18 protein-coding genes and 1 pseudogene are annotated in these 24803 nt (G+C 69.3%); 9 read left to right on the forward strand and 10 right to left on the reverse strand.

The window, feature by feature from the left end:
• The first annotated feature begins 10 nt into the window (after positions 1-10).
• The gene (cydB, locus tag WT60_RS31725) at positions 11-1018 is read left to right on the forward strand and encodes a cytochrome d ubiquinol oxidase subunit II (protein WP_038752184.1); all 1008 of its coding nucleotides are present in this window, start codon (positions 11-13) and stop codon (positions 1016-1018) included.
• Positions 990-1160: a hypothetical protein gene (locus WT60_RS31730; RefSeq protein WP_162836177.1), complete on the forward strand. Its 171-nt coding sequence runs from the start codon at positions 990-992 to the stop codon at positions 1158-1160. Before cydB ends, WT60_RS31730 begins: the two co-directional genes overlap by 29 nt.
• 396 nt (positions 1161-1556) lie before the next feature.
• Here the strand turns inward: WT60_RS31730 and WT60_RS31740 are convergent, their stop codons facing one another.
• The 3 genes from WT60_RS31740 to WT60_RS31750 all read right to left on the reverse strand — a co-directional run bounded on the left by WT60_RS31740 (position 1557) and on the right by WT60_RS31750 (position 3856).
• A complete protein-coding gene (locus tag WT60_RS31740; protein WP_009914210.1) occupies positions 1557-1751 on the reverse strand; it encodes a YqaE/Pmp3 family membrane protein in 195 nt (64 codons plus the stop codon).
• Positions 1752-2060: 309 nt separating this feature from the next.
• Positions 2061-2579: an ASCH domain-containing protein gene (locus WT60_RS31745; RefSeq protein ID WP_231752111.1), complete on the reverse strand. Its 519-nt coding sequence runs from the start codon at positions 2577-2579 to the stop codon at positions 2061-2063.
• A 206-nt stretch (positions 2580-2785) separates the two neighbouring features.
• Positions 2786-3856 carry a phytoene/squalene synthase family protein gene (locus WT60_RS31750; RefSeq protein WP_081989950.1) on the reverse strand — a complete coding sequence of 357 codons (1071 nt, stop codon included), beginning with the start codon at positions 3854-3856 and terminating at the stop codon, positions 2786-2788.
• 540 nt (positions 3857-4396) lie between these two features.
• On the opposite strand from WT60_RS31750, the gene WT60_RS31760 reads away from it, so the two are divergent.
• From WT60_RS31760 to WT60_RS31785, 4 genes are all read left to right on the forward strand, one after another.
• Positions 4397-4687: a hypothetical protein gene (locus tag WT60_RS31760; protein ID WP_186448634.1), complete on the forward strand. Its 291-nt coding sequence runs from the start codon at positions 4397-4399 to the stop codon at positions 4685-4687.
• Between the two features lie 127 nt (positions 4688-4814).
• Positions 4815-5204: a VOC family protein gene (locus WT60_RS31765; protein WP_038752177.1), complete on the forward strand. Its 390-nt coding sequence runs from the start codon at positions 4815-4817 to the stop codon at positions 5202-5204.
• A 703-nt stretch (positions 5205-5907) separates the two neighbouring features.
• The gene (locus WT60_RS31780) at positions 5908-7569 is read left to right on the forward strand and encodes an alkaline phosphatase family protein (RefSeq protein WP_059575531.1); all 1662 of its coding nucleotides are present in this window, start codon (positions 5908-5910) and stop codon (positions 7567-7569) included.
• A 258-nt stretch (positions 7570-7827) separates the two neighbouring features.
• Positions 7828-8049 carry a hypothetical protein gene (locus WT60_RS31785; RefSeq protein ID WP_059646273.1) on the forward strand — a complete coding sequence of 74 codons (222 nt, stop codon included), beginning with the start codon at positions 7828-7830 and terminating at the stop codon, positions 8047-8049.
• A 117-nt stretch (positions 8050-8166) separates the two neighbouring features.
• On the opposite strand, the gene WT60_RS31790 is transcribed toward WT60_RS31785, so the two are convergent.
• The 4 genes and pseudogenes from WT60_RS31790 to WT60_RS31810 form a co-directional block, all read right to left on the reverse strand.
• On the reverse strand, positions 8167-12156 hold the full coding sequence (locus WT60_RS31790) for a DUF748 domain-containing protein (protein ID WP_060355225.1): 3990 nt from the start codon (positions 12154-12156) through the stop codon (positions 8167-8169).
• Positions 12156-12314, reverse strand: coding sequence for a transcriptional regulator (locus WT60_RS34850; RefSeq protein WP_161788684.1), 159 nt, complete (start codon positions 12312-12314; stop codon positions 12156-12158). The genes WT60_RS31790 and WT60_RS34850 overlap by 1 nt, the downstream gene beginning before the upstream one ends.
• Positions 12311-13747: a DUF1254 domain-containing protein gene (locus tag WT60_RS31800; RefSeq protein ID WP_060355226.1), complete on the reverse strand. Its 1437-nt coding sequence runs from the start codon at positions 13745-13747 to the stop codon at positions 12311-12313. Before WT60_RS31800 ends, WT60_RS34850 begins: the two co-directional genes overlap by 4 nt.
• 431 nt (positions 13748-14178) lie before the next feature.
• A pseudogene (locus WT60_RS31810) lies at positions 14179-15060 on the reverse strand (lysozyme inhibitor LprI family protein); the annotation flags it as partial.
• A gap of 616 nt (positions 15061-15676) precedes the next feature.
• Between WT60_RS31810 and WT60_RS31825 the strand changes: the two are divergent.
• The gene (locus tag WT60_RS31825; RefSeq protein ID WP_082759130.1) at positions 15677-18601 is read left to right on the forward strand and encodes a heavy metal translocating P-type ATPase; all 2925 of its coding nucleotides are present in this window, start codon (positions 15677-15679) and stop codon (positions 18599-18601) included.
• A 453-nt stretch (positions 18602-19054) separates the two neighbouring features.
• Entirely contained in the window at positions 19055-19483 is a 429-nt protein-coding gene (locus tag WT60_RS31830) for a DUF4087 domain-containing protein (protein WP_082745195.1), read from the forward strand.
• A gap of 216 nt (positions 19484-19699) precedes the next feature.
• On the opposite strand, the gene WT60_RS31835 is transcribed toward WT60_RS31830, so the two are convergent.
• Positions 19700-20179, reverse strand: a complete 480-nt coding sequence (locus tag WT60_RS31835; RefSeq protein ID WP_038754713.1) for a GNAT family N-acetyltransferase — start codon at positions 20177-20179, stop codon at positions 19700-19702.
• Positions 20180-20779: 600 nt separating this feature from the next.
• Here WT60_RS31835 and WT60_RS31840 point away from each other — a divergent pair.
• Positions 20780-21982: an MFS transporter gene (locus WT60_RS31840; protein WP_082759132.1), complete on the forward strand. Its 1203-nt coding sequence runs from the start codon at positions 20780-20782 to the stop codon at positions 21980-21982.
• 309 nt (positions 21983-22291) lie between these two features.
• On the opposite strand, the gene WT60_RS34855 is transcribed toward WT60_RS31840, so the two are convergent.
• Positions 22292-22447 carry a hypothetical protein gene (locus WT60_RS34855; RefSeq protein ID WP_162836180.1) on the reverse strand — a complete coding sequence of 52 codons (156 nt, stop codon included), beginning with the start codon at positions 22445-22447 and terminating at the stop codon, positions 22292-22294.
• Between the two features lie 192 nt (positions 22448-22639).
• The gene (locus tag WT60_RS31845) at positions 22640-24742 is read right to left on the reverse strand and encodes a hypothetical protein (protein ID WP_186448635.1); all 2103 of its coding nucleotides are present in this window, start codon (positions 24740-24742) and stop codon (positions 22640-22642) included.
• Between the last annotated feature and the right edge of the window lie 61 nt (positions 24743-24803).

Here is a 24803-nt window from a genome sequence, read left to right on the forward strand (position 1 = left end):
AGGTTAGCAAATGGATGTCACCGTAATCTGGGCCGCGATCATCGCACTCGGCCTGTTCATGTACGTCGTGCTCGACGGCTTCGATCTGGGCATCGGCATCGTGTTTCCGTTCTTTCCCGCCGAAAAGGAGCGGGACCTGATGATGAACACCGTCGCGCCCGTGTGGGACGGCAACGAGACGTGGCTCGTGCTCGGCGGCGCGGGGCTCTTCGCGGTGTTCCCGATCGTCTATTCGACCGTGCTCTCGGCGCTTTATCTGCCGCTCGTGTTCATGCTCGTGTGCCTGATCTTTCGCGGCGTGTCGTTCGAGATCCGCGCGAAGGCGCGCCGCACGAAGCACCTGTGGGATCTCGCGTTCATCGGCGGCTCGACGGGCGCGACGTTCTTCCAGGGCGTGGCGCTCGGCGCGTTCCTGCAGGGCATTCCGGTCGACGGCGGCCGCTTTGCCGGCGACGCGTTCGGCTGGCTCACGCCGTTCAGCCTGCTGACGGGCTTGGGCCTCATCGCAACCTATGCGCTGCTCGGCTGTTGCTGGCTCGTCGCGAAGACGGAAGGCGATCTGCAGCGCCGCCTGCATCGCGTCGTGTGGCCGCTCACCGTCGTGCTGCTCGGCTTCATCGCGGTCGTGAGCCTGTGGACGCCGCTGCAGGACCCGAGCATCGCGCAGCGCTGGTTCGCGTCGGGCCTGTTCTGGCGCCTGCTGCCGGTGCCGTTCCTCGTCGCCGGCTGCGCGGTGCTGATGCGCCGCGCGGTGCGCGAGCGCCACGACACCGTGCCGTTCGTGCTCGCGCTCGCGCTCGTGTTCCTCGGCTACGTCGGTCTGCTCGTGAGCTTGTGGCCGTATGCGATTCCGCAAAGCGTGACGCTGTGGGAAGCCGCCGCGCCGCGTTCGAGCCAGATGTTCACGCTGATCGGCGCGGCCGTCATCATCCCGATCATCCTCGCGTACACGACGATGGGTTATTGGGTGTTCCGTGGAAAGGTGCGCCATGAAGACCAGCATTACTACCACCACTGAAGCGCACGCCGCCGCGCGCGGCACGCGGCTGCCGGGCTGGATGTGGTTCGGACTGCTGTGGATGGGCGGCGTCGCCGGCGCGGTGACGCTCGGTTATGCGTTCAAGCTGTTCATGTATGCGACGCTGTTCGCCGTGAAGTGAGCGGGAGCGGAAATGAGAGGACGCCGCGCGATGCGGCGTCGTGCGTCGTGCGTCGTGCGTCGTGCGTCGTGCATCGTGCGGCTCGTTCGGGCAGCGCGGCGGCGATGCTTGCCGTGATGCGTCGCCGCCGCACCGCGCCTCAATGCAACGCGGTGACGCCATGCAAAGCGCTTCCACAACGATGCCGCCGCGATAAGCGCGCGATAAACGCGCCGCCGCGCGATGCGCCGCGACGACCATATCGCGCAACGTCGGTGCAATCGACGATCGAAGCCGTGACATGACGATGCGGCGGGCGCGACGCGCCGGAAAATTGCGCGCCGCGTCCGCCCTATCGGCTGTCCAAGCTATGCACTCCGCCTCGCGACAATGCGCGAAAACGCGCACGCCGCGCGATCACGAACGCCGGCCGAGCGCCTCCTCGATCTTCTTGTCGGTCTTGTACTGGCTGAGCGCGTACACCGACCAGATCGCGGCGGGCAGCCAGCCGATCAACGTGATTTGCAGGATCAGGCAGATGATGCCCGCGAACGGGCGGCCGATCGTGAAGAACTGCAGCCAGGGCAGCAGCAAGGCGAGCAGAAGACGCATCGTGATTTCCTCTTGGTCGGATTGCCGATGATCGAAGTCGATCGGCGCATAGGTGGCGATTCGGCGCCGGATTTCAAGTCGCACGCGCAACGCGGTTCGCCGAATCGCCCGCCGTTCGCGCGGCCGCCCAGCGTGCGAGGCCGCCGCGCGATCGTTATAGCAGACTCGGAATTAAACGGTCCTTAAAAGGGCGCATCGCGGATCGGCGCGAGGACACGGGGCAAATCGCCCGTGTTCGGCCGGAAACGACGATCCATGGAAACCACCCGGCGCATGTCTGCCTGCGGGCCCGCGGCAATCGAATCGCGCTTATCGCCCCAAATCGGCGATCACATCGAATGTCTCGCAAACGAGCGGCATTGACGCGACAGGCTGCCGCCCTATGCGCTCACACTCCTTGCCGAAGAACCGCCAGTGCTCCACGCGCCAGCATTCGAGCGAGCGGTCGCCTTCTCCTTCTGCCGCCGCGAACTCGCCGGAGACTTTCTCGAACGGCACGATCTCGACTTTCGTCGTCCGTAGCAGCAGAACGGGACGATTGCGAAAATCCAGAACGATTTCGATGTCCCCTTCCCGCGGCAGGCGTTCGCCGTCAAATTCCCACGACCACAGCAGGCTGGACGTGCAGCGCTTCACCCTAGCCGCTATCAATGCAATGAGCATGGCGGACGACTCCTCCGAATCGCCATAGCCGCCATTTCGAACGTTGGCTCCGGACAAGTCGATTCCGCGTTCGCTTAACGCTGCAATCAACTCGGGCAGTGCGGGCGTATCGGGCATGAATGAGGCGAGACGCGATGTGGCGTCATGAATCGCATGCGATTGCATGACAGGTGCGAAACGAATGTCCGGGCCTGAGCGTTGAACCGACGTTCGGCGGACGGACCGGGCAAGCTGCGACGAGGCAACGAGGCGACGGGGCAACGAGCAAGACCCGCTGCGGAACGCTGAAAATCGGCAACACGCGCCCCCTCTTCTTTCTCGTTGCGCGATGCGAAGCGCGAGCATGGACGCGCTCGCGCGAGCGCCGGCCCTCACGCCACGAGCCGCGCCTCGACATCCGCGACCAGCCGGTCGAGCCACGCACGCAGCGCCCCGTTCGACATCGCGAGCGGCAGCGAATACGCGATGATCCGGTAGACATCGCCGCGCCGCACCTTCGACGCGCGCGCCGGATCGAGCCACGCATCGTTCGACGCGAGCAGCGCCAGCGTCTTCAGCCCGATCACGATCGGCCACAGGCAGGCGAGCCGCAAGCGCGGCGCGCGGCGCGGAATCGCGAACGTGTAATCGATGCCCGCGCGAAAATGCTCGAGCGCCCTGCGCACGAGCGCATGCATCAGCGCCCGCGCGCGCAGCGACGCGTCCGGCCGCAGCAGATCGCCCGCGCGCAAACCGTATTCGTCGAGCATCGCCTGCGGCAGGTAGCAGCGGCCGATCCGCAGATCCTTCCCGCAATCGCGCAGCACGTTGGTCATCTGCAGCGCCTTGCCGAAGCGGATTCCGCGCGCGGCCATCGTGTCCTCGCGCTCGGTCAGCAGGCCGGGCAAATGCGCGCACGTCATCTTCGTCCAGAACTCGCCGACGCAGCCGGCGACGAGATACGTGTAGCGATCGAGCTCCGGCCATTCGCGCAGCGCGGCGATCCGCCCCGACGATTCGTCCGGGAACGTGCACAGATCGAACTCCATCCCTTCGGTGAGCGTCGTCACGACGCCGCGCACCGCATCGCGATCAGGCGCGCTCAGTTGCGACAGCACCGCGAGCGCGGGGCCGAGCGATTCGAGCAGCGTCTTCTCGTCCGACTGCATCTGCTGCCCCGCGACTTCGCCCGCGATCCGCGCGAGCGCGCCCGGATCGGGCGTGCCGTTCACCTGCGCGCGCAGCGACAGCAGCAGTTCGAGCCGCTGCGCGGGCGGGATCAGCGACGTGTCGGCGATCGTGTCGGCCGCGCGCGCGAGCAGGTACGCGAGGCCGATCGGGTCGCGCATGCCTTCCGGCAGCACGCGCAGCGTCAGATAGAAGGAGCGCGAGACGCCCTTCAGCAGAGGGCCCAGCAGAAAGGCCCGGGAGGGATTGCCCATGGATCGGATCAGGTCGGTCATACGATTTGCTGCCGCATTGTATCGGCAAACGCGCGTGGCTCGCCGGGCGATTCGCGGACAGCGGGCGGTGCGTGCCGATCGGCGCGCGGTGCGTGGCTCACGGATTACGGCGCGCGGCGCGCGGCTCAGCGCTTGCGGTTCGCCGATTGCGGTTCGCCGATTGCGGTTCTCGGTTCTCGGTTATCAGTCCGTGGTTCGTGGTTCGTGGTTCGCGGTTCGCGGTTCGCGGTTCGCGGCTCGCGGTTCGCGGCTTGCCGCAGACGAACTCAGAGTCGCGGGCGTTCGACTGTCGGAAACGAATTCCGGCAGCGACGCGAAGGATAGGCCGCAGCGCCCATCGTCGCAACGACGTTCCCGCACAACGCCGCGCACGCCCGTCTGCAAGAACGCACCGGAGCCGCCACCCCGAGGCCACCCATCCGCGCCCGGAGCGCGCCGCCGCATCGCACGCGGCATCCGCGCAACGCAGCTCCCGACGAGGCCGCAATCGATATCCGCGCCGCGCGGCAATGCGTACAATCGCATCCTTTCCCGCAAGAGGTGAACGCGATGGCCATGAAGAAAACCGATCTCGAAAAAAACAAGGCGTTGAAGCTGACGCACGCGATGAAGCAGTCGACATCCGCGCGCTTCGGCAAGAGCTCCGAAGCCGCGCCCGACCGCCGCGAGCGGCGCAGGCTCGAACTGGCGCAGGGCCTGGTGCCGTTCGCCTGCAAGCTCAACATCGAACTCGTCGCGCACCTGAACGAGCGGGCCGCAGCGCATCCGGACGGGATGACCGGATTGTTGACCGAACTGTTGCAGCGCGGCCTCGACGAAACCGCGAAGTAAACGCCGCGAGCGTCGCGCGACGCGCACGGTGACGTCATGCAGGGCCCGCGGCGCATTTTCGACCTATGCTGAAAACGCAGCTCCGCATCCTTGCTCTCGTCGAATCCTCTAATACAGGAGTGCCGTGATGAATCCACCCGTCCTGCGCGTTGCCCGACCGACCAACGACATCGACTCGCTCGTCCGCTTCTACACAAAGGCGCTCGGCTTCGACGTCGTCGCCCGCTTCGAGAATCACGAAGGCTTCGACGGCGCGATCGTCGGCCGCGCCGGCTATCCGTGGCAAATCGAATTCACGCATCAGCATGGCGTGACGGTTGCGCGCGCACCGACTGCCGAGCATCTGCTCGTCTTCTATCTGCCCGATCGCGGCGCATGGACCGAGGCCGTCGAGCGCATGCGTGCATACGGCGCCGTGCCGCTCCCTTCGGAAAATCCGTACTGGGATCGCGAAGGCGTGACGTTTGAAGATCCGGACGGCTACCGGATCGTCCTGCAAAACTCGCAGCCGAGCTGAGCGCTCGCGCGCGATCGCGTTTGCGCGCGGCGCGCGTTGCGTCGTGCGATGCGCCGGGCATCGTGCTGCGCGACATCGGCGCAAGAGGCGCGACGCGCAACATGCGATCGTTGCGCACGCATCCATCCCGGTGACATAGTTCGCCGTTCGCCGTCTGCGACGGATGCGACGGATGCGACGGATGCGCCGGCCGCGCGCCGCTTCGCCGCAATGCCGTGCATTCCCGATCGGCTCCGATGCAATGACCTCGACGGACAACGCGCCGAAAGCGCCTCGCGACACGAGGTTTCGCATGCGTCGCGGCGCATCCGCCGCGATCGATCAAGCATCCTTCGCAATCGATCGCTCGTCCGATCCCTGACGACGCCCGGCGCGAGCCGCATCCGTCGGGCGCTGAACGGCGGCCCGCTCGTCGCAAAGAGCGGGCGTGCGCGACGCGATCTCCCCGGGCACATCGGCCCGCGCGCTCGAATGCGCCGCCGCGCCCCATTGCACCGATCCCGAACGCCCTCCCGGCCGCCGATGCGCCGCCCGCCCGGAAACAAATTCTCACAACTTCGCCGCCCTGCCCGTCTCGCTTGCGCCGCGCGTCGTGCCGCGCGTCGACAGACAAACGAAAGCGGCGCGTCACGACACGTTCGCAATCCGCGTGCAGATTGCAGCCCCGGGTGTGGGTATGCCAGTCCTAACGACGAGGTCAACGATGAAACTCAACAGTAAGTCCTTCGAAATCGGCGCGTGGCTCGGCGCCGGCGCGCTCGCGTTCGCGAGCGCGGCTTCGGCCGCCACCGCGCAGGATCGTGATCACGATCGCCGCCCTCTCGACGCGAAGCACGTGCTGCTCGTCAGCGTCGACGGCCTGCACGAGCAGGACCTCGCGCGCTGCGTCGGCGCGAACACGTGCCCGAACCTCGCGCTGCTCGCGAAATCGGGCGTCACGTACACGAACGCGCACACGCCGGGCCTGTCGGATTCGTTCCCGGGCCTCGCCGCGCTCGTGACGGGCGGCTCGCCGAAGAGCGCGGGCCTCTTCTACGACGTGTCGTACGACCGCACGCTGTACGCGCCGTCGGATACGACGTGCTCGGGCAAGCAAGGCTGGAACGTCGTGTTCGACGAGACCACCGGCATCGACGCGCAGAACGGCGGCGCGCTCACGCATCTCGACGGCGGCGGCGCATTCAACCCGCAGGCGATCCCGCATGCGCGCGTGAACGGCCAGTGCGTGAGCGTCTACCCGCACAATTACGTGAAGACGAACACGCTGTTCGAAGTCGTCAAGGAGCACATCCGCGGCTCGCACACCGCTTGGGCGGACAAGCACGCGTGGGGCTACGACTGGGTGAACGGCCCGTCGGGCAAGGGCGTCGACGACCTCGCGCGCACCGAGATCAACTCGATCGATCCGGCGACGAACAGCAACTACACCGACATCTACACGCACACCGAGAAGTTCGACAACTATCACGTGCAGGCGATCGTCAACCAGATCGACGGCAAGAACTCCACGGGCACCGCGGCCGCGCCCGTGCCGACCGTGTTCGGCACGAACTTCCAGACGCTGTCGGTCGCGCAGAAGGCGACCGTCGCATCGGGCGGCGGCTATCTCGACGCGAGCTTCACGCCGGGGCCGGATGTCGCGAACGCGATCGCGTACGTCGACGGCTCGCTCGGCCGCATCGTCTCCGAGCTCAAGCAGCGCGGCCTGTACGATTCGACCGTCGTGATCGTCACCGCGAAGCACGGCCAGTCGCCGGCCGATCACACGAAGCTCGTGAAGAACGGCGACACGCTGACGGCGCTCCTCGAGGCGAACAACTTCCTCGACCCGAACGGCAACTTCGGCCAGAACAACACGGCGTCGGGCAACCTGAACGACGGCACGGGCCTCGTCGGCACGGGCTTCGTGCAGACCGACGACGTCGGCCTCGTCTGGCTGCGCGACCAGAGCCAGTTGAACGCGGTCGTCGCGAAGCTGAAGGCGAACCTCGGCTGCAACGCGCCGGGGATCTGCGCGGACGGCCCGCAAGCGTACATCCTGTCCGGCGCGAGCGTCGCCGAGCGCTTCGGCAATCCGGCGCAGGGCCGCACGCCCGACATCGTCGTGCAGCCGAACCCGGGCGTGATCTACACGTCGAGCAAGAAGAAGGATGAAGAGCACGGCGGCAACGCGCCGGACGACAGCCATCTCGGCCTCGTCGTGTCGTACGCGGGCTTCCATCAGGGCCGCACGATCGACGCGCCGGTGCTGACGACGCAAGTCGCGCCGACGATCCTGCGCTCGCTCGGCCTCGAGCCGCGCCTGCTGCACGCGGTCGCGCTCGAAGGCACGCGCGTGCTGCCGGGCCTCGGCCTCGATCGCTGACAGCGCGGAGCGGCGCGGGCGCGCCGGCCGCCGCCGCAGGCGGCCGGCGCGCCCGCCCGATCCGAACCACCCGGTTCGTTTAATCCGAACACCGCGCTGCGCACATCAGCGCGTCCGCCGCCCGCCCACTGCGGCGGCTTGCCGCCCGACGCCCGCCGCGACGCCCGCACGTCCGGCCCGCCGGGCGATTTTTTTTTCGAGGTTGGCTGCGGACTATTGTCATGCGATAAGAAGATCGTCCTTATCCGGAGCATCACGATGGCCACGCTGGAAGCCTTCCGATGCGTGCTCGACGACGCGCGCACGCCCGAGATCATTCGTCATCACATCATCGACGCGCTGCAGTACGCGCTGCGCAACTACGGTCAGGTGTTCACCGCGAAGGAAGTCGAGTGGCTGACCGAATGGGACGATCCGCGCATTCCGCTCGCCGCGCGCAAGGAGCGCGACAAGCGAGATCCGGTCGCGGCGACGCGCTGACGCGGCGCGCCCGCCGCGCGCGAGCACGGCGACAACAAAAAAGGCGGCGCGCACCGAGCCGCACCGCCTTCGTCGAATCGACGCCGCCCGCGCGCATCGCGCCGGCGTCGCGCGCCGTCACTTCAGGCCGAAATCGACGCGCGTCGTCGCCCCCTTGTCCTCGATGCCCTTCGCGTCGAGCTTCGGTGCGACGATGAACATCCGGCTCGAATCGACCTTGCCCTCCAGATACTGGCGAACCGCCTCCGCGCGGTCCTGCGCGAGCGTGCGCAGGCTCGAATCGTCGACGCTCGCGTGATCCGCGAGCGCCTTTTTCATGTCGTCGTCGGGCAGCGTCTTCGTCAAGCCGATCATGTTGCGCGGCTTCTTGAAGTCGGCGGCCTTGTAGGCCTTCGTCAGGTACTTCGTGTATTCCGCGGGATCGACCTTCACCGCCCTCGGATCGACGCTCTCGCCCTGGCCGACCACGTCCCTCAGCTTCTGCTGCCTGACGAGCCGCTCGACGTACGCGGCGCGCAGGCCGGGCAGATCCTTGTCCGGATCGACGCGGCCGATCAGGTCGAGGCGGATCGAGGGCTTCTCGGCGAGCATCTTCGAGATCGTGTCGAGCTTCTTCTGCGACGCGTCGGACAGCGTCGCCAGGCCCGGCTCGAACTCGACGTAGCCGAGCTCCTCGCCGTCGCCGCCGAACGCGTGCGCGAGCAGCGTGAACGGCGACGTGACGGCCTTCGCGATCAGGTTCAGCACCGCGCGCCAGATCAGGCTGCCGACGCTGAACTCCGGGTTCGACAACGATCCGGACACCGGAACGTTCACGTCGATCTCGCCGCGCGAGTTCTTCAGGAGCGCGATCGCGAGCCGCACGGGCAGCTTCGTCGCCGTGTCGTTCTCGACGTGCTCGCCGAACGTCAGCTGATCGATGAAGATGTGGTTGTTCGCGCTCAGCTGATCGTTGTCGAGCTTGTAGTGCAGATCGACGTTCAGCTTGCCCTTCGTGATCGGATAGCCCGCGTACTTCGCCGAGTACGGCGTGAGGTTGGTCAGCTCGATGTCGTGCGCGGTCGCGGTCAGGTCGAGCGCCGGCTTCTCGATCAGCGGATTCACCGTCCCCTTGATCGTGATCGGGCCGTTCGCCGCCAGATTCGCGGCGATGTCGACGGGCGCGGGCGTCGTCGAATCGGTGCCGAACGCACCGACCGTGCCCTTGATCGCGACGAGGTTCGCCGTGTAGTTCGGCTTGATGAAGTTATCGGTGTACGTGACGCGGCCGCTTTGCAACAGCAGTTGGCCGAAATGCAGCCGCACCGGATGCTGCGGCGGCGCGGCCGCGCGCACGACGGCGGTGCCCGACGCGGGCGCTGCCGCGGCGGCCGACGCGCCCGCGGCCGGTGCGGCCGGCGCCGATGCGGCCGCCGACGCGAGCATCGGCGCCGACGCCGGCTCGAGCGCCGACGCCGCGACGGCCGCCTTCGCTTCCGGCGCCGCCTGCGGCGTGAGCGGCACCGGCTCCTTGCCGCTCGCGTCACGCGTGAGCGACTGCGCGGGCCCGCTTTCCTTCGCGACGACCTCGCGCAGGTTCAGCTTGCCTTGCGCGTCGAGCAGCACGCGGCCGTAAAAGTTCGAGAACGTCACGCGCGACGCCTCGACGTCGGTGCCGCGCACGTCGTCGTAGTTCGCCTTCAGGTTCGCGAGCGCGAGCGAGCGCCAGCCGGCGAACGGATCGGACGTCACCTTGTCGAGCATCCGCACGTCGACGAGCGCCGCGTCGCCGCGATACGACGCCTTCATCGACTGCTTCGCCTGCTCGACGCTCAAATCGCCCTTCGCGTTCAGGAGCGCGCTCGCGACCGTCGCGTTCAGCATGCTGCCGAAGTACGGCTCGAACGCGGCCGCGTCGAGCCGGTTGCCGTTCAGCTTCAGGCCGACCTTCAGCGGCGAGCCCGTCACGTTGCCCGACACGTCGAGCGAGCCCTTGCGGTTCAGCGTCGTCGTCAGCCTGACGGGCAGCGGCTTCGACAAGTCCTCGCTGATCTGCTTGACGTTCAGCGCGAGCGGCGCGAACGCGAGCTTCACGGGGCGCGGCGTCGAGCGGTCGGTGAAGTTCGCCTTCGCGTCCTTCACGTTCAGCTCGTCGATCCGGTAGCGCCACGCGGGCGCGGCGGGCTGCGCGCCGCGCGCGGCGGCACGCGCGCCCGCCGCCTTGCCGCTTTCGCCCGCGAGCGACGCGAGATCGATCTGGCCGTTCTGCAGGCGCGCGACGTCGAGCGCGAGGCCCGTCGCGTCGACGCTCGCGATCTCGGCGGTGCGCGCGGCCAGGTCGATCTTCGTCACCTTCACGCTGGCTTCGGGCAACGCGACGGCCGGCGTCTTCGCGTTCGGCAGCGCGATCTTCAGCGACTTCAGGCCGAGCTCGCTGTCGCTCACCTGCGCGTCGAGCGGCGTCTTCGACCAGTCCGCCTTCGCGTTGATCGACGTGCTGAGCGCGCCGTCGAGCACGCGTGCGGACGTCGCGCCGGCGAGGTACGGCTGCACCACCGGCAGCGCGAGCGCGTCGACGACGAGCTTCGTGTCGGCCTGCCGCGCGGCGAGGCTGAACGCGCCTTCGGCCTTCAGCGAGCCGCCGCTCGCGACGTCGGTCGCGAGCGTGTAGCGCGCGGGCGTCTTGCCCGCCAGCGTGAAATCGGCGAGCGTCGTCGCGACGTGCGTGAGCGAGATCGCGGCGGGCGTCGCGAGCGACGCGTCGTTCAGGTTCAACTGGCCGTCGTTGATCGCGAAGCGCTTGATCGTCAGGTCGAGCGGCTGCGCCTTTTCCTTGTCGGCGCTCGCCGCGCTCGACGCGGCCGGACCCGGCGCGGCGGCCGATGCAGCCACGCCGGATGCGGACGACGCCGAAGCGGCCGGGTCGGACGAAGCTGAAGCCGCCGCTGAAACTGAAGCCACTGCCGATGCCGAAGCCGATGCCGATGCCGATGCCGCCGCGGATTTTGCCGCAGCCGCCGACGACGAGGCAGCGGCGGCGCTCGCCGCGGCCGGCGCGCCCGCCGGGCCGCCCGCCAGCTTCATCACGTTCAGCGCGCCCGCCTTGTCGCGCGCGAGCGACACCACCGGCTGATCGATCCGGATGTCGTCGAAATGCAGCACGTTGCGCAGCGGCTCGAGCTGCGCGGCCGCCACGTGCACCGCATGCGCGGCGAAGAGCGGCTCGTTCGCGGGGCTCGTCACCTGCGCGTCGTTCAGATCGACCGTGCCCGACACGCGCAGCGACGGCGTCTCGCCCGCCATCGAGAAATTGACGTCGAGGTCGCTCGACAGCTTGCCCGAGCGCACGTCGACGGGCAGCTTCGTCGGCGCATAGGACAGCAGCCGCGGCACGTCGAGGCCGTCGAACTTCAGGTTGATCGACGATTCGCGCGACTGCGCGAACGGCTTCGTCTTGCCGTCGAGCGCGATCGGGCTGCCGTCGAGGCGCGCGCGCAGCTTCGGCTCGACGAAGATGCCGGTCTTCGACGGCAGCGTCGCGATGAACGGCACGCCGAGCGACCATTGGTCGACGACGTGCTTCGCGTTCAGCACCCGGTCGTCGAAATCGATGCGGCCGTCGTTGACCTGGATGTTCGACACCGAGAAGCGCGCCGGCTTCGTCGACGGCTGTGGCGAAGGCTTCGAGAACTTGTCGACCAGATCGGTGAAGTTGAAGCGCTGCGCGTCGTAGCGAACGATCCGCAGGCGCGGCTGATCGAGCCGCACTTCGTCGACGATCGGCGCGAGGCGCGCGAGCGAGGACCACGACGCGCGCACGACGAGCTTGCCGATGTCGACGAAATCGCCCTGCCCGCCGCGCTCGCCGACATGGACGCCGTCGGCCTCGAGCCGCAGCGTGTAAGGATTGAATGCAATGCGCGCGATCGTCGCGGGACGGTCGAGCTGCTGGCTCAGTTGCTGCTCGGCGACGTGCCGGATCAGCGGCGGCGCCGCGAAGAAGCCCAGCAGCCCGAACACGGCGAGAAAAATCAGCACGCCGATGCCGGCGCGCTTCGCGCGACGCGACCGGGCGGCCGCGCCGAGCTTCTGCAAGGTCGATTGGACGGTTTCTTTGTTGAATGCCATTACTGAATCGCCGTGGGAACGGCAGCGAGGAAATCGGGACGGGAGCGTCCGGCTTTCGCCAGTATAGGCGCTGCGCCTTTCGCGACGCAGCGTGGGAGACGGGCGTCGGCGCGCGCAGCGCCCGGCCTTATGACCGGACGGCGAGCGCGAACGTTCACTTGCGAACGACGGCGGGCGGCTGCCAGGTGCCGTCGGCGGCTTGCCGCTTCGGCGCGTAGAGCCGCAGCGCGAGCGCGAAATCGGCGCGCGGCGCGGGCAGCCAGTTCGACGCGTAGCCCTTGCCGGGCGGCGTCGCGGACACGACGATCTCGAGCGAGCCGTCGCGGTTGCGGCGCAGCCGGTCGCGCTCGCCGATCGAGCGGCGCGCGCGGCCGAGATCGGGCAGCGCGCCGTCCGGCGTGTACGGCGTGAGCGACCAGAATGCGCGCGCGGGCGGCAACGCGTTCGGCGCGAAGCGGATCACATAGCGATTCGCGCCGTTGAGCGGCCGGCCCGCGCTGTCGGTCTTCACGACGGCGACGGTTTCGTCGTCGCGCGTCGCCGCGCCGAATTGGGTCGACGCCGCGTACGCGCGCAGCGCGTAGTCCTGGCCGTAGCGGCCGGCGCTGTCGCCGAGCCAGTTCCAGCCGTTCGCGGCCAGCACGTTCGGCGGCAGCGCGGCGAGCCGCTCGCGCGCCTCGGCCGCGCCGTTCTCCGCGCCGATCAGCTTGTCGCCCTTCCATTGCACGGGCGCGCCCGCCGTCACTCCGATGTCGGCGAGGATTTCCTGCGCGTGCGCGTCGGCGGCGGGCGGCGGGTTGTCCTGCAACGCGCGCGCGACGCGCGAGAAGAACGCGGGCGGATCGAGCGCCGCGACCCGCGCAACGGGCGAAGCGGCCTCCGACGCCGGATCGGCGGACGCCGCGCCCGCGTGCACCGCGCGCGACGCGCCGCGCGCATCGCCCGTGTAGACGGACAGCGGCACGACGCGGATCGCGCGCTGCAGCTTCTTGACGGCGGTGAGATCGCGCCCGCCGCTCGTCTGAATCCGCACGTCGAGCCAGGCGTTGCGCGCGGGCACGTCGACGCGCGTGACGCCTTCGGGCAGCGCGCCTTCCCAGCCGGCGCCGACGAACGCGACCGCGCGCGCGCGGCTCACGCCCGAGCGCGGATTCGCCGACGGGCCGGTCGACCACAGCACGTTGGTCCACATGTCGAGCGCGCGGGCGTCGAAATAGCGGCCGCGCGTGTCGGGCAGCACGACGACGACCGGTTCGTCGGCGACGTCGAGCCAGGCGGACGAATCGAGCAGGTCGACGCTCGCGAGCGGCGGATTCGCCGAGCCCGGCGCGGGCAGCGCCTGCGCGTGGCGCAGCGTGTTGACGGGCGTGCCGCCCGGCGCGCCGTCGGCCGTCGCGGCCTCCTTCGCGGCGTCCATCAGCACGAGCGGGTAAGCGTAGATATAGGAATCCGCGACCTCGCTGCGCATCCAGCCCGTCTTGCGCTGGATCGCCTCGGGCGTCGACGTGCAGGCGGCGAGCAGCGCCAGCGCGGCAAGCGACGCGCAAGCGCGCCGCAGAGAAACAGCGGATTCTCGTCGGTTTGTTGTCATTCGGTGGCACGGCGAACGCGCGGCAGGGCCGCGCGTGTTGATCGGCGGCCGGCGCGTAGGGCGCGGTGGTTTCCTCGTAGCGTGCGTGCCGGCCGGCTGTTGCTTGATCAGCTCTTTATTTTTTGATCGGCAGTATCGTACTCTCGTCGCACCGGCAAAAACAATGCCTGATCGCACAATAGGGCGATTCGGCGCGGCGCGAGACGGGGCGCGGCGCGATGGCGGCACGGTTGCGGCGGCGCGTGGTCACTATTTGGGATTGCGGCAGCGGAAAGCGGATGGGCGGCGGCGCGTTGCGGCCGACGATCAACGATGGGCGGCGGCGCATCGCGGTTCGGGTGGAATCGGCCGCCCATGCGCCGCAAGTCGAATGCCCGAATGACGTGAGCCTCGCATGCGCGCCGGTCCGTGCGCGCCGGCCGCGCACGCGGCTAGCCGCGCCGCTCGGCGAGCCGGCCTCGCTCGAGCATGAAGCGCCGCACGACCTTGACCGTCGGCGCCTGCGCGAACGGCGCGCCCTCCGGGCGGTCCAGATATTCGACGACGACGAGCGCGCCGCCCGTCGCCGCGCGCTCGATCGACACCGACACCGGCGTCAGCCGATCGCCGAGCAGCACGGCCGGCGCGCCGCCGCCGTCCGGCTGCGCGGTCGCGACATACAGGAATCGGCCGCTGCCGCCCGGATCGTCGCTCAACAGGACGGCCGTCACCGCGCGGCCGGCGATCGTCGCCGGTGCGCTCTGCGCGACGAGTGCCGTTACACGTTTCGTCGCCGAGCCCGGCGCGGCCGCCTGCACCGATTCGCCGCGCGTCAGCTTGACGGATTCGCCGTCGATCACGTAAGTCGCGTCGGCGGCGCCGGGCGGCGACGCGTTCGCGCCCGTCATTCGCAGCACGAGCCGCTCGCCGGCGACATCGCGCAACGCGGCGATGCGCGCCGTGTACGCGCTCGTCAGGCAATCGGTCCGCACGCCGCATGCGTCGCGCACGCGCCGCCGCCAATGCTCCTGCTCGTCGCGCAGCGCGTCGCGGAACTCGCGGTACGCCATTCCCTCGTCGGCCGGACGTGCGTTGCGCAGGATCTCGTAGTACGCGTCCATGCGGACGTCCAGCTCGCCGAGCGCGGGCGTCTTGCAGATCGCGCGTTCGGCGGCGCTCGCGGCGCGCGCGCAGTCGAAGCTCGCGGCGCGCGCGAACGGCGCGCCGAACGTCAGCGCGACGCCGAGCGCCGCGGCCATCAGTCGTGTCGTATTCGTCGACATGGTTCCTCCTTGCGGTGCTTCGATTCGGCGATGCGGCGAACGTTCGCGAGGTGCGCTTCGGTGGCGGTGGCGGTGGCGGTGGCAGCGGCAGCGGCAGCGGCAGCGGCAGCGGCAGCGGCAGCGGCAGCGGCAGCGGCTAGCAATGGTAGCGGTAGTGATGACGGATATAGCGGTGGTGGCGACAACGGCAGCGAGCGGGTGCGTCGGGGAAATTTGGCGCGGTTGGCGGTTGGCATTCAGCACGTTGGGCGAATTAGGCACATTGGGAGCGGTGGGCACGCAAGGGGCAGTGGCAGTAGGCAGTAGGCAGTCGGCGGTTGGCGGTTGGCGGTTGGCGGTTGGCGGTTGGCGGTTGGCGGTTGGCGGTTGGCGGTTGGCGGTTGGCGGTTGCAGGCAGCAAGACCCAAGCCGAATGTCCCGACCGTCCCCGTGCCTCCGCCGATACGCGGCCAAACGCCGCGGCGTCGCTCAAGGCCACCGCGCCGCGCCCGCCGCCCGAACGTCCGCCGCAGCGCCGCGCGGCGGTCCTCGGCCGAGATCGCCCCGCTCCGCCCGCCTCCGCGCGACCGTCATCGGCCCGCCACCGCACGCTTGACCTTCCCATCATGGGAAAGTTGATACTTCGGGTCATCGGCGGCATCGTCCGCCTCATCGAATCGGATGGCAGATGACAAACCTGCTCGTTCCCGCCCCATCGGTCACGACGACGCTGTTCGTCGAAGGCATGCATTGCGGCGGCTGCACGGCGCGCGTCGAGAAGGCGCTCGCCCGGGTGCCGGGCGTGACCGGCGCGACCGTGGACCTCGACGCCGGCACGGCGACCGTCGACGCGACGCCCGCCGTCGACGCGCCCCGCCTCATCGACGCGCTCGGCGCCGCCGGATACCGCGCGACGGTCGCAACGCCCCCCGCCGCGCGCCGGGATGCGGATACGCAACGCGAAGGCGCGCAAGCAGGCGACGGCGACGCCATCGCGACGTGCGCGGCGACCGTGACGCTGACCGTCGGCGGGATGACTTGCGGCGGCTGCGCGCGACGCGTCGAGCAGGCGCTCCGGAAAGTGCGCGGCGTAACGGCCGTGACGGCGGATCTCGCGACGGCGCGCGCGACGGTCGGCATCGCGCGCGACGCCGATCCGCGAACGCTCGTCGCGGCCGTCGAGCAGGCCGGGTATCGCGCCGACGTGGTGCGCAACGCGCATGCGGAGGCTTCGCCGACGCCGCCCGCATGCTTGCTCGACGACGCGGCGCACTCGCCCGCGTCGCCCACGGCGCTCGCAACCGACGAAACGACTGCAACCGTCGCTCCCGCGACGCACGGCGCGGCGGCCAAGACGTTCGAATTCGACATCGACGGCATGACGTGCGCGTCATGCGCCGGCCGCGTCGAAAAAGCGCTGTCGCACATTCCCGGCGTCACCCGCGCGACGGTCAACCTCGCCACCGAGAAAGCGACGGTCGACGCCGACGCGCATCTCGACGCCGCTCAGCTCGTCGACGCGGTAAAGCGAGCGGGCTATCGCGCATCGCCGGTGAGCGCCGCGCCCGCGGCCTCCGCCGCAGCCGCACCGGCTGCACCGGCCGCCCCGACCCGCCCCGCGCCGCCCGCCGCCGAAGACCGCAAGCGCGCCGAGGCGCACCGCGAGCGCGCGCTCGTGATCGCATCCGCCGTGCTGACCGCGCCGCTCGCGCTGCCGATGTTCGCCGCGCCGTTCGGCATCGACGCCGCGCTGCCCGCCTGGCTGCAGCTCGTGCTCGCGTCGATCGTGCAGTTCGGCTTCGGCGCGCGCTTCTACCGCGCCGCGTGGCACGCGCTCAAGGCACGCGCGGGCAACATGGACCTGCTCGTCGCGCTCGGCACGTCAGCCGCGTATGGCCTGAGCATCTGGCTGATGCTGCGCGATCCCGGCCACACCGCGCATCTGTATTTCGAGGCGTCCGCGGTGATCGTCACGCTCGTGCGCTTCGGCAAATGGCTCGAAGCGCGCGCGAAGCGGCAGACCACCGATGCGATCCGCGCGCTCAACGCGCTGCGCCCCGATCGCGCGCGCATCGTCGAGCGCGGCGTCGAGCGCGACGTCCCGCTCGCGCAGGTGCGCATCGGCACCGTCGTGCGCGTGCTGCCGGGCGAGCGCGTGCCTGTCGACGGCCGGATCGAAGCGGGCATCACGCACGTCGACGAATCGCTGATCACCGGCGAGAGCCTGCCCGTGCCGAAGGAGCCGGGCGACCGCGTGACCGCCGGCTCGATCAACGGCGAAGGCGCGCTCACCGTCGCGACGACCGCGATCGGCGCCGAAACGACGCTCGCGCGCATCATCCGCCTCGTCGAATCCGCGCAGGCCGAGAAAGCGCCGATCCAGCGCCTCGTCGATCGCGTGAGCGCGGTGTTCGTGCCCGCGATCGTCGCGATCGCGCTCGTCACGTTCGCCGGCTGGCTCGTCGCGGGCGCGGGCGTCGAGACGGCGATCCTCAACGCGGTCGCGGTGCTCGTGATCGCGTGCCCGTGCGCGCTCGGCCTCGCGACGCCCGCCGCGATCATGGCGGGCACGGGCGTCGCCGCGCGGCACGGCGTGCTGATCAAGGATGCGCAGGCGCTCGAGCTCGCGCAGCGTGCGAGCATCGTCGCATTCGACAAGACGGGCACGCTGACGGAAGGCAAGCCGACCGTCACCGCGTTCGACGCGATCGGCGTTGCGCGCGCCGACGCGCTCGCACTCGCGGCCGCCGTCCAGCGCGACAGCGCGCATCCGCTCGCCCGCGCGGTCGTCGCCGCGTTCGACGCCGACGCCGACGCGCGCCGCTCGCCTCTCGCCGCCGCGCGTACCGACACGCCGCGCGCGGTCGCGGGGCGCGGCGTCGAGGCGCACGTCGACGGCCGCCTGCTCGCGCTCGGCAGCACGCGCTGGCGCGACGAGCTCGGCATCGCCGTGCCCGCCGACGTCGCGCGCCGCGCAGCGGAGCTCGAAGCGGCGGGCAACACGGTGTCGTGGCTGATGCGCGCCGATGCGCCGCGCGAGGCGCTCGCGCTCGTCGCGTTCGGCGACACGGTGAAGCCGCACGCGCGCCGCGCGATCGAACGGCTCGCGGCGCGCGGCATCAGGAGCGCGCTCGTGACGGGCGACAACCGGGGCAGCGCGGCGGCCGTCGCGGCGGCACTCGGCATCGACGAAGTCCACGCGCAAGTGCTGCCGGACGACAAGGCGCGCGTCGTCGCGCAGATGAAGGCGACGGCGGGCGACGGCGTCGTCGCGATGGTCGGCGACGGCATCAACGACGCGCCCGCGCTCGCTGCCGCCGACGTCGGCATCGCGATGGCGACGGGCACCGACGTTGCGATGCACACGGCGGGCGTCACGTTGATGCGCGGCGATCCGGCGCTCGTCGCGGATGCGGTCGACATCTCGCGCCGCACGTATCGGAAGATCCAGCAGAACCTGTTCTGGGCGTTCGTCTACAACCTGGTCGGGATTCCGCTCGCGGCGCTCGGCTGGCTGAATCCGATGATCGCCGGCGCGGCGATGGCGTTCTCGAGCGTGAGCGTCGTGACGAACGCGCTGCTGCTGCGGCGCTGGAAAGGCGACGCGCGCTGAGAGCCCGTTTGGAAATGCAAATTTCCGCCCTCGTAGCCACACTGATGTAGAGCGCTGCCTTGAAAGTAGCCCGTCGGCAAGGAATGCAGGCGTGGACCAGATGAGCTGGAATTCGCCGTTTCATCAATTTTCAAACGGGCTCTGAGCGTGAAGAGGCGCGATCCGCGCGTGAAGCGAGAGGCGCGGTTGAGCGGTTCTGCACTTTTGCGTTTGAACGTTTCAGCGGTCAGCGGTCAGCGGTCGGCGGTCGGCGGTCGGCGGTCGGCGGTCGGCGGTCGGCGGTCGGCGCTCAGCGCTCAGCGCTCAGCACTCCGCATTCGACGTCAGCGCACCGCACACCGCTCGCCACGACCGCTCGCGACAAATCGCGACACGCCCGCGTGCGCGGCTGCGCTAGACTTCATCCATCGATAGAACGACGGCGACGGACGAACGCACCGCGCATCACGCAGCATGACCTTATCCCCTACCCACCGCAACGCCAAGCACGCGCCGGCGATCGCGACGACCTCGCGATCGCGCCGCGCCGCAAGCCATCTGCTCGCCGTGCTCGTCCTCGCGCTGGCCGGCACTCAATACGCGTACGCCGAAATCCGCTGCGGCTGGCTCCAGAACCCGACGCCCGCGAACTGGTGGCTCGACGACCGCACCGGCTCATGGACGCTCGGCACGATGGGCGGCCCCGAAGCCGAAGGAATGGATTTGATTCCCGACATGGCGGGCAAGCAGTACGTCGAGACCAACGGCCCGCACGGCTATGCATGCGCGTGCCTCACCGTGATCACCGACAAGCAGGAACGCCGGATCGTGAAGGTGCTGAAAGCAAAGCAACTGCCGCTCTCGAGGTGCCGGCGCGACAAGCGGCTCAAGGAGCCGGAATAAGCGCGGGAGCAGGAACGCCCGCGGCATCGCCCAGCGGCGCGCGAATATCGAAACGCACGCGGAAACGGCGCGAATCGCATCGAGGACGAAGGCCCCTCGCGCCGCCGCCCCGCGACATCGGCAACATCGGCGGCATTCGTGCGATCCGCAATCTACGATGGCGGCGCGGCGATACGCCACGCGCGACGCGCACGCGGCGGCCGCGCGACCGCCCGCTCAAAGCGGTTCGATCGACTTGACGAACGTCGTCGTCGCGGCGGCGAAGCCGAGCTCGCTGTACAGCGCGAGCGCGGCCGTGTTGTGATTGAACACCGACAAGCCGATCTCGCTCACGCGCAATTGCCGCGCATCGTCCTCGAGCGCCTGCAGCACGCGCGTCGCCCAGCCCTGGCGGCGAAAGGCGGGCTCGATTTCGAGATCGTAGATGAAGAGCGTCCGGTGCGGCCCTTCCGCGACGACGCCATACCACAGGTGGCCGAGCACGACGCCGTCGCCGGATTCGCGCAGCGTGAGCAACACCTGGTCGTCGGTGAGGAGCCCATCGGGCAGCAGCGTGTCGATGCAGGCAAGCGCGCGCTCGTCGGCTTCGTCGGGCTCGCTCTGGCCGGATTCGATCAGATCCCGCGCATAGCCGCGCGCGGCGCGTTCCCGGTATTCGCGGAATTCCGTCTGGGTCATCGGGCGCATCTGGAGCATGCCGCACCTCTTCGAAGATGCCGGTGTATCACCCAGTGTAGCGGGCGGCGGGAGATTGCGCGAATCGGAATTCGCTCGCGAGCCGCCGGATGCGTGCGTTCGCGCTGTCGGCTCGATCGTGTTCGAGCGCGTCGATTTGCGCGCTCGGTACGCGGCCGTCCGTTTCCCATTTTTGCCGAACGCGCCGGCGGCGTCTCCGCCCATCGCTTCGCGCGATCCGCGTGCCCGCCGTGCCCACGGCCACGTCCGCCCTCTTGTTTGCCGCCTCGTTCACTGCCTCGCCCGCTGTCTCGTTCGCTGCTTCGCTCGCTGCTTCGTTCGCCGTCTAGCCCCGTTCCCACGCGATCTCGCTTTTCCTCGCCCGTCCGCCCGTCCGCCGACGAAACGGCCTCGACGTCGCGAATTCAACCGTCACACCGGCAGCGTTCCACCGCGCGAATCAATCGTCGGAACAAAATCGCCGCAGCGGATACAATCCGTCGGAAACCGGGCTCCGCGCGTCGGCACGACAACGACGACATTGCACAACGCGTCCGTTTATGGAAGGCGATCGCTCACGGCGAGCGTTTTCTCGACGCTTTTTTTCCGACAGGAACATCGATGAGCGAATGTATGGAGGTGCAGCCGGCCCGCCTGAGCCGCTTCGTTCCGATAGCAGTGGTCGTCTTTCTCGGCCTGATGGCGATGGGTATGCCGCTCGGATCTGTCCCCGCATTCGTCAACGCGAAGCTCGGATACGGAATGACGGTCGTCGGGCTCGTGATGGGCGTCGAATCCGTCGCGACGCTGCTTACGCGGCACTTCGCCGGCGTCACCGCCGACCGCAAGGGCCCCAAGATCGCCGTGACGATCGGCCTGATCGGCAGCTTCGCGTCGGGCGCGTTCTACTTCGTCGGCAGCGAATTCGCGTCGACGCCGGCGCTCGGCCTCGCGCTCGTCGTCGTCGGCCGGATCGCGATGGGCTTCGCGCAGGGCCTGCTGTTCACGGGCGGCAGCACCTGGCCGATCGGCATATTCGGCGCGAGCAACGCGGGCAAGGCGCTGTCGTGGATCGGCATCGCGATGTTCGCCGGCATTTCGGCCGGGGCGGCGCTCGCCGCCGCGCTCAACGAGATGTTCGGCTTCAGGATCGTCGCGCTCGCGACCGCGGTCATTCCGTTGATCGGCCTGCTCATCGCGGTGCGGCTGCCGAACGCGCATCTTGCCGCGCCCGCCGGTCACAAGGGCAGCGCGTTGCGGACGATCCGGAAAATCTGGCGGCCCGGCCTCGTGTTCGGGCTCGCGACCGTCGGCTACGTGACCGTCACGTCGTTCGTGGCGGTCGCATACATGGAGAAGGGCTGGTCGGGCGCGGAATATGCGCTGTCCGCGTTCGGGATCGGCTACGTGAGCGCGCGGCTGCTGCTCGGCTCGAGCACGGACAGGAACAGCTCACCCGCGATGGCGGTGGGGATGTTGTCGATCGAGGCAGTCGGGCAACTGCTGATCTGGCAGTCGACGAGCCCGTCGATGTCGATGCTCGGCGCCGCGCTGAGCGGCTTCGGCGTGTCGATGATTTATCCGCTGCTCGCGCTCGTCGCGATTCGCGGTATCGCGCGGCACGACTTCGGGATGGCGATCGGCTTCTATGACGCATGCTTCGACATCGCGATCGGCCTGTCAGCGCCGCTTGCCGGCGTGGTCGCGAAATTCGCCGACACGTCGGCGGTGTTCGTCGTGGGCGTCGTGTGCAGCCTCGCCGCGATCGCGATGGCGATCAGCGTCTATCGCGGCGAGGCTGCGCTCCACCAAGGCGGCGAGTGAGCTGCAAGCGAGAAGCGGCGCGCGGCGGTTCGAACCAAGGCTGGCGCGGCCGCTGCCGCACCGTCGTCGATCGATCGTCGGCCGCATCACGGCGCGATCGGCGATGCACGCGACGAAAGGCGCCGGTCGATCGCGGCTGGCGCAAGGGCACGCTGCGCCGCCGGCTTTCGGCGCAGCGGCGGTTCGTTGAATTCGCCGTGACCGGGCGCGTCGTGCCTGCCGGCGCGGGCCGCCATTTCACCGGATGCGGCTTCTCATCCGCCGGCTGGCGAACGCGCGAACGGGCCGCGACCTCGCCGACGGCGTCAATCAGCGACGGATCAGGCCGATCTGAGCGACGTGCGACTTGCGCACCCGCTCCGATTCGGCGTGGCGGGCTTTGTACGAATAGTCGGCGTCGAGCGGCAGATGCGGCGACGCGAAAAGGTCTTCGATCTTTTGAAGCAGTGCGAAGATGAGGCTCATTTGCGACTCCTGTCAGCTAGCGTCTAGGGTTTTCCCTTAGATAAAATTCTAGGGGTTTTCCCTAGATTGCGCTAGTGCGTCGCAGCAAAATCTCTGCGGAATGTTCGTTTTCCGCACAAATGGAACCGGCGCGTCGCGTTCTCGCAACATGCGCGCGGCATCGCGCCGCATCGGCCAGCCGTCCCTTTCCAATCAGTGGCCGCGGCCTCGGTGTGGCCGCCTGGCCGGCGTCGCGACGCCGTAAGGATGGGTCGTCAAGCGTTCCAGCTGCGCGCCGAGCTCGTCCTGGCGCTGGGTCAGCGTCGCGATCGTTGCCTCCTGGGTCGCCTGAGCGGCGACGAGTCGGTCGATGCGTTGCTGCAATGCAGCATATTCATCACGCTGCCGCGATGACTGGATCGCCTGCACGATCAGCGCGGCGATCGCCGCGAGCACGACCACCGCGAGCGCGAGCAGCAGACGGTTGACCCGGCGCATCTCCGTATCGGCCGCCCGTCGCAGATCGATAGTTTCCGATTGGAGCGCGCGGACGCGGTCGGCGAGCGGACGCAACTGGGCGTCGAGGTCGAGCGGCGCGGCGGGCGCATTCGACGGCGCGGGAGCCGCGTGCGGCTCGGCCGTCTGGCGATCGGGTGCGGGAGACGCCGACGCTCCGCCAGACGCGGGCGATCCGGAATGCGCGACAGTCGCGGGGGGATGGGGCGGATTGCCGGGATTGTCGGAATTGTCGTTGCTGACGCTATTACCGACGCCGCCGGCGCCGTTCGTCGCCCCGAATGCGTACGCGGCAGGCGTCGCATTGCCGTTTGCGTGCCGCGCGTTCGACAATTGCGACAGCGCCTGTGCGTCATCCGACGCGGCGGCGTCGCTGCGCGCCGCGGCGCTTGCCGTTCGAATCGCAACCGGCGATGCCGGCTGCGAATTCGCCGGGATCGAATCGGCTCGCTTTGGGTTCGTTGGCGCGCGATCCGCCGCGCGCTTCTTCGCGGCCGCTTCGGCGGCCCGGCCGTGTTCGGCCGATTCCTGCCGCACCGATTCCTGCCGCACCGATTCCTGCCGCACCGATTCCGCCGACGCTTGGCTTCGAGCCGCTTCGCCCGTGACGGTTCGACCTCCGCTCGCCTGGCCGCGAGCTGCATCGCCTTCAGGCGTGCGGCGCGCAGGCGTGCCGCTTTCGGCCGCCTGCTTCTTGCCGTTCGCGCGACGCGAAGACGAACGGCGCGAACGGGGCGGCCGGGCGGCCGCCGCGTCGTCAGCGCCGACGTTCGGCGCCACCGGGGCCGATATGTCGACGGTGGATGCATCGCGCCGCCCAGGGGCCGCATCCGCCGATGCGGCCTCGATGGAACTCGCTGCGGTGCTTGTCGCTTCATGCGCCGAAGTCTTGTCTTGCGGGCGGTCGCCCGTCGTCTCGGCGGCGGAGCGCTCGTGCGCGCCGTCTTGCGTATGTGCGGTCGTGCTGTCAGCGAATCCGCCCAGCAGATCCGCCCGTTCGCCGGCGCTTTCGGCTTCGCGCACCGACGCACGCGCGCCGCGCGCGCTTTCCGCCTCGGCGTTCGACGTCGCCGCGCCCGCCGCACGCGGCATGACGACGGCATCCGCCGTTTCTGCGATCGGCGGCGCGGCAGGCGCGCTCCGCGTTGCGTCGTCCGATGTCTCGTCGGCAGGCTCGGCCATCGACACGCCCGTTTTCGTCTGGTCCGCCGATTCGTCGGCTGGAGCGCTGGCTGTCCCGTCGTTGGCCTGAGTGTTGGCCTGAGTGTTGGCCTGAGTGTTGGCCTGAGTGTTGGCCTGATCATCGGTACGAGCGTCAGCCTGAGCATCGGTACGAGCATCGGCCTGAGCATCGGCGCGAGCCCCTGCCCGATCATCAGCCGCCACGGCATCGGCCGCCGCCTCCACGACCGTCACGCCAGCAGCCGAGCCGCCCGCCATCCCGCCACGAGCCGCTCCCTCCGCGTCCCGCGCATGCCCCGCACGCAAGTCGGCCTCGCCGCGCGGCGAATCGAAGCCCTCAAAACTGCTTTGCTGCGCACGCCCCTGCGCATCGCGCTTCCCGTCGCCCCCCGAACCGGCAGCCGCATCGTCCGTCTGCGCGCGCGCTCCCGCGGCGGCGGCGCCGAACAGATCGAGCGTGTGCTCGTCGCGAAACGCTTCGCTCGAGGCCGCGTCACGGCCGGAGCGCCCCGCCGCGCGCGATTGCACGCGGCCGTTCGCCGCCGCGGCGCGCGGCCGCCGCCTGGCCGTGGACGAACGGGAGGAACGAGTACGTGAGAATGCTGCGGAATCGGTCATGGATCGTTCAGCGGCGCGCCGCACGCGCGCCGGGCATGTGCTGCGAACAATTTCGGGAAGG

It is taken from the genome of Burkholderia sp. MSMB617WGS (genome assembly GCF_001532025.2).
Lineage (GTDB): Bacteria > Pseudomonadota > Gammaproteobacteria > Burkholderiales > Burkholderiaceae > Burkholderia > Burkholderia savannae.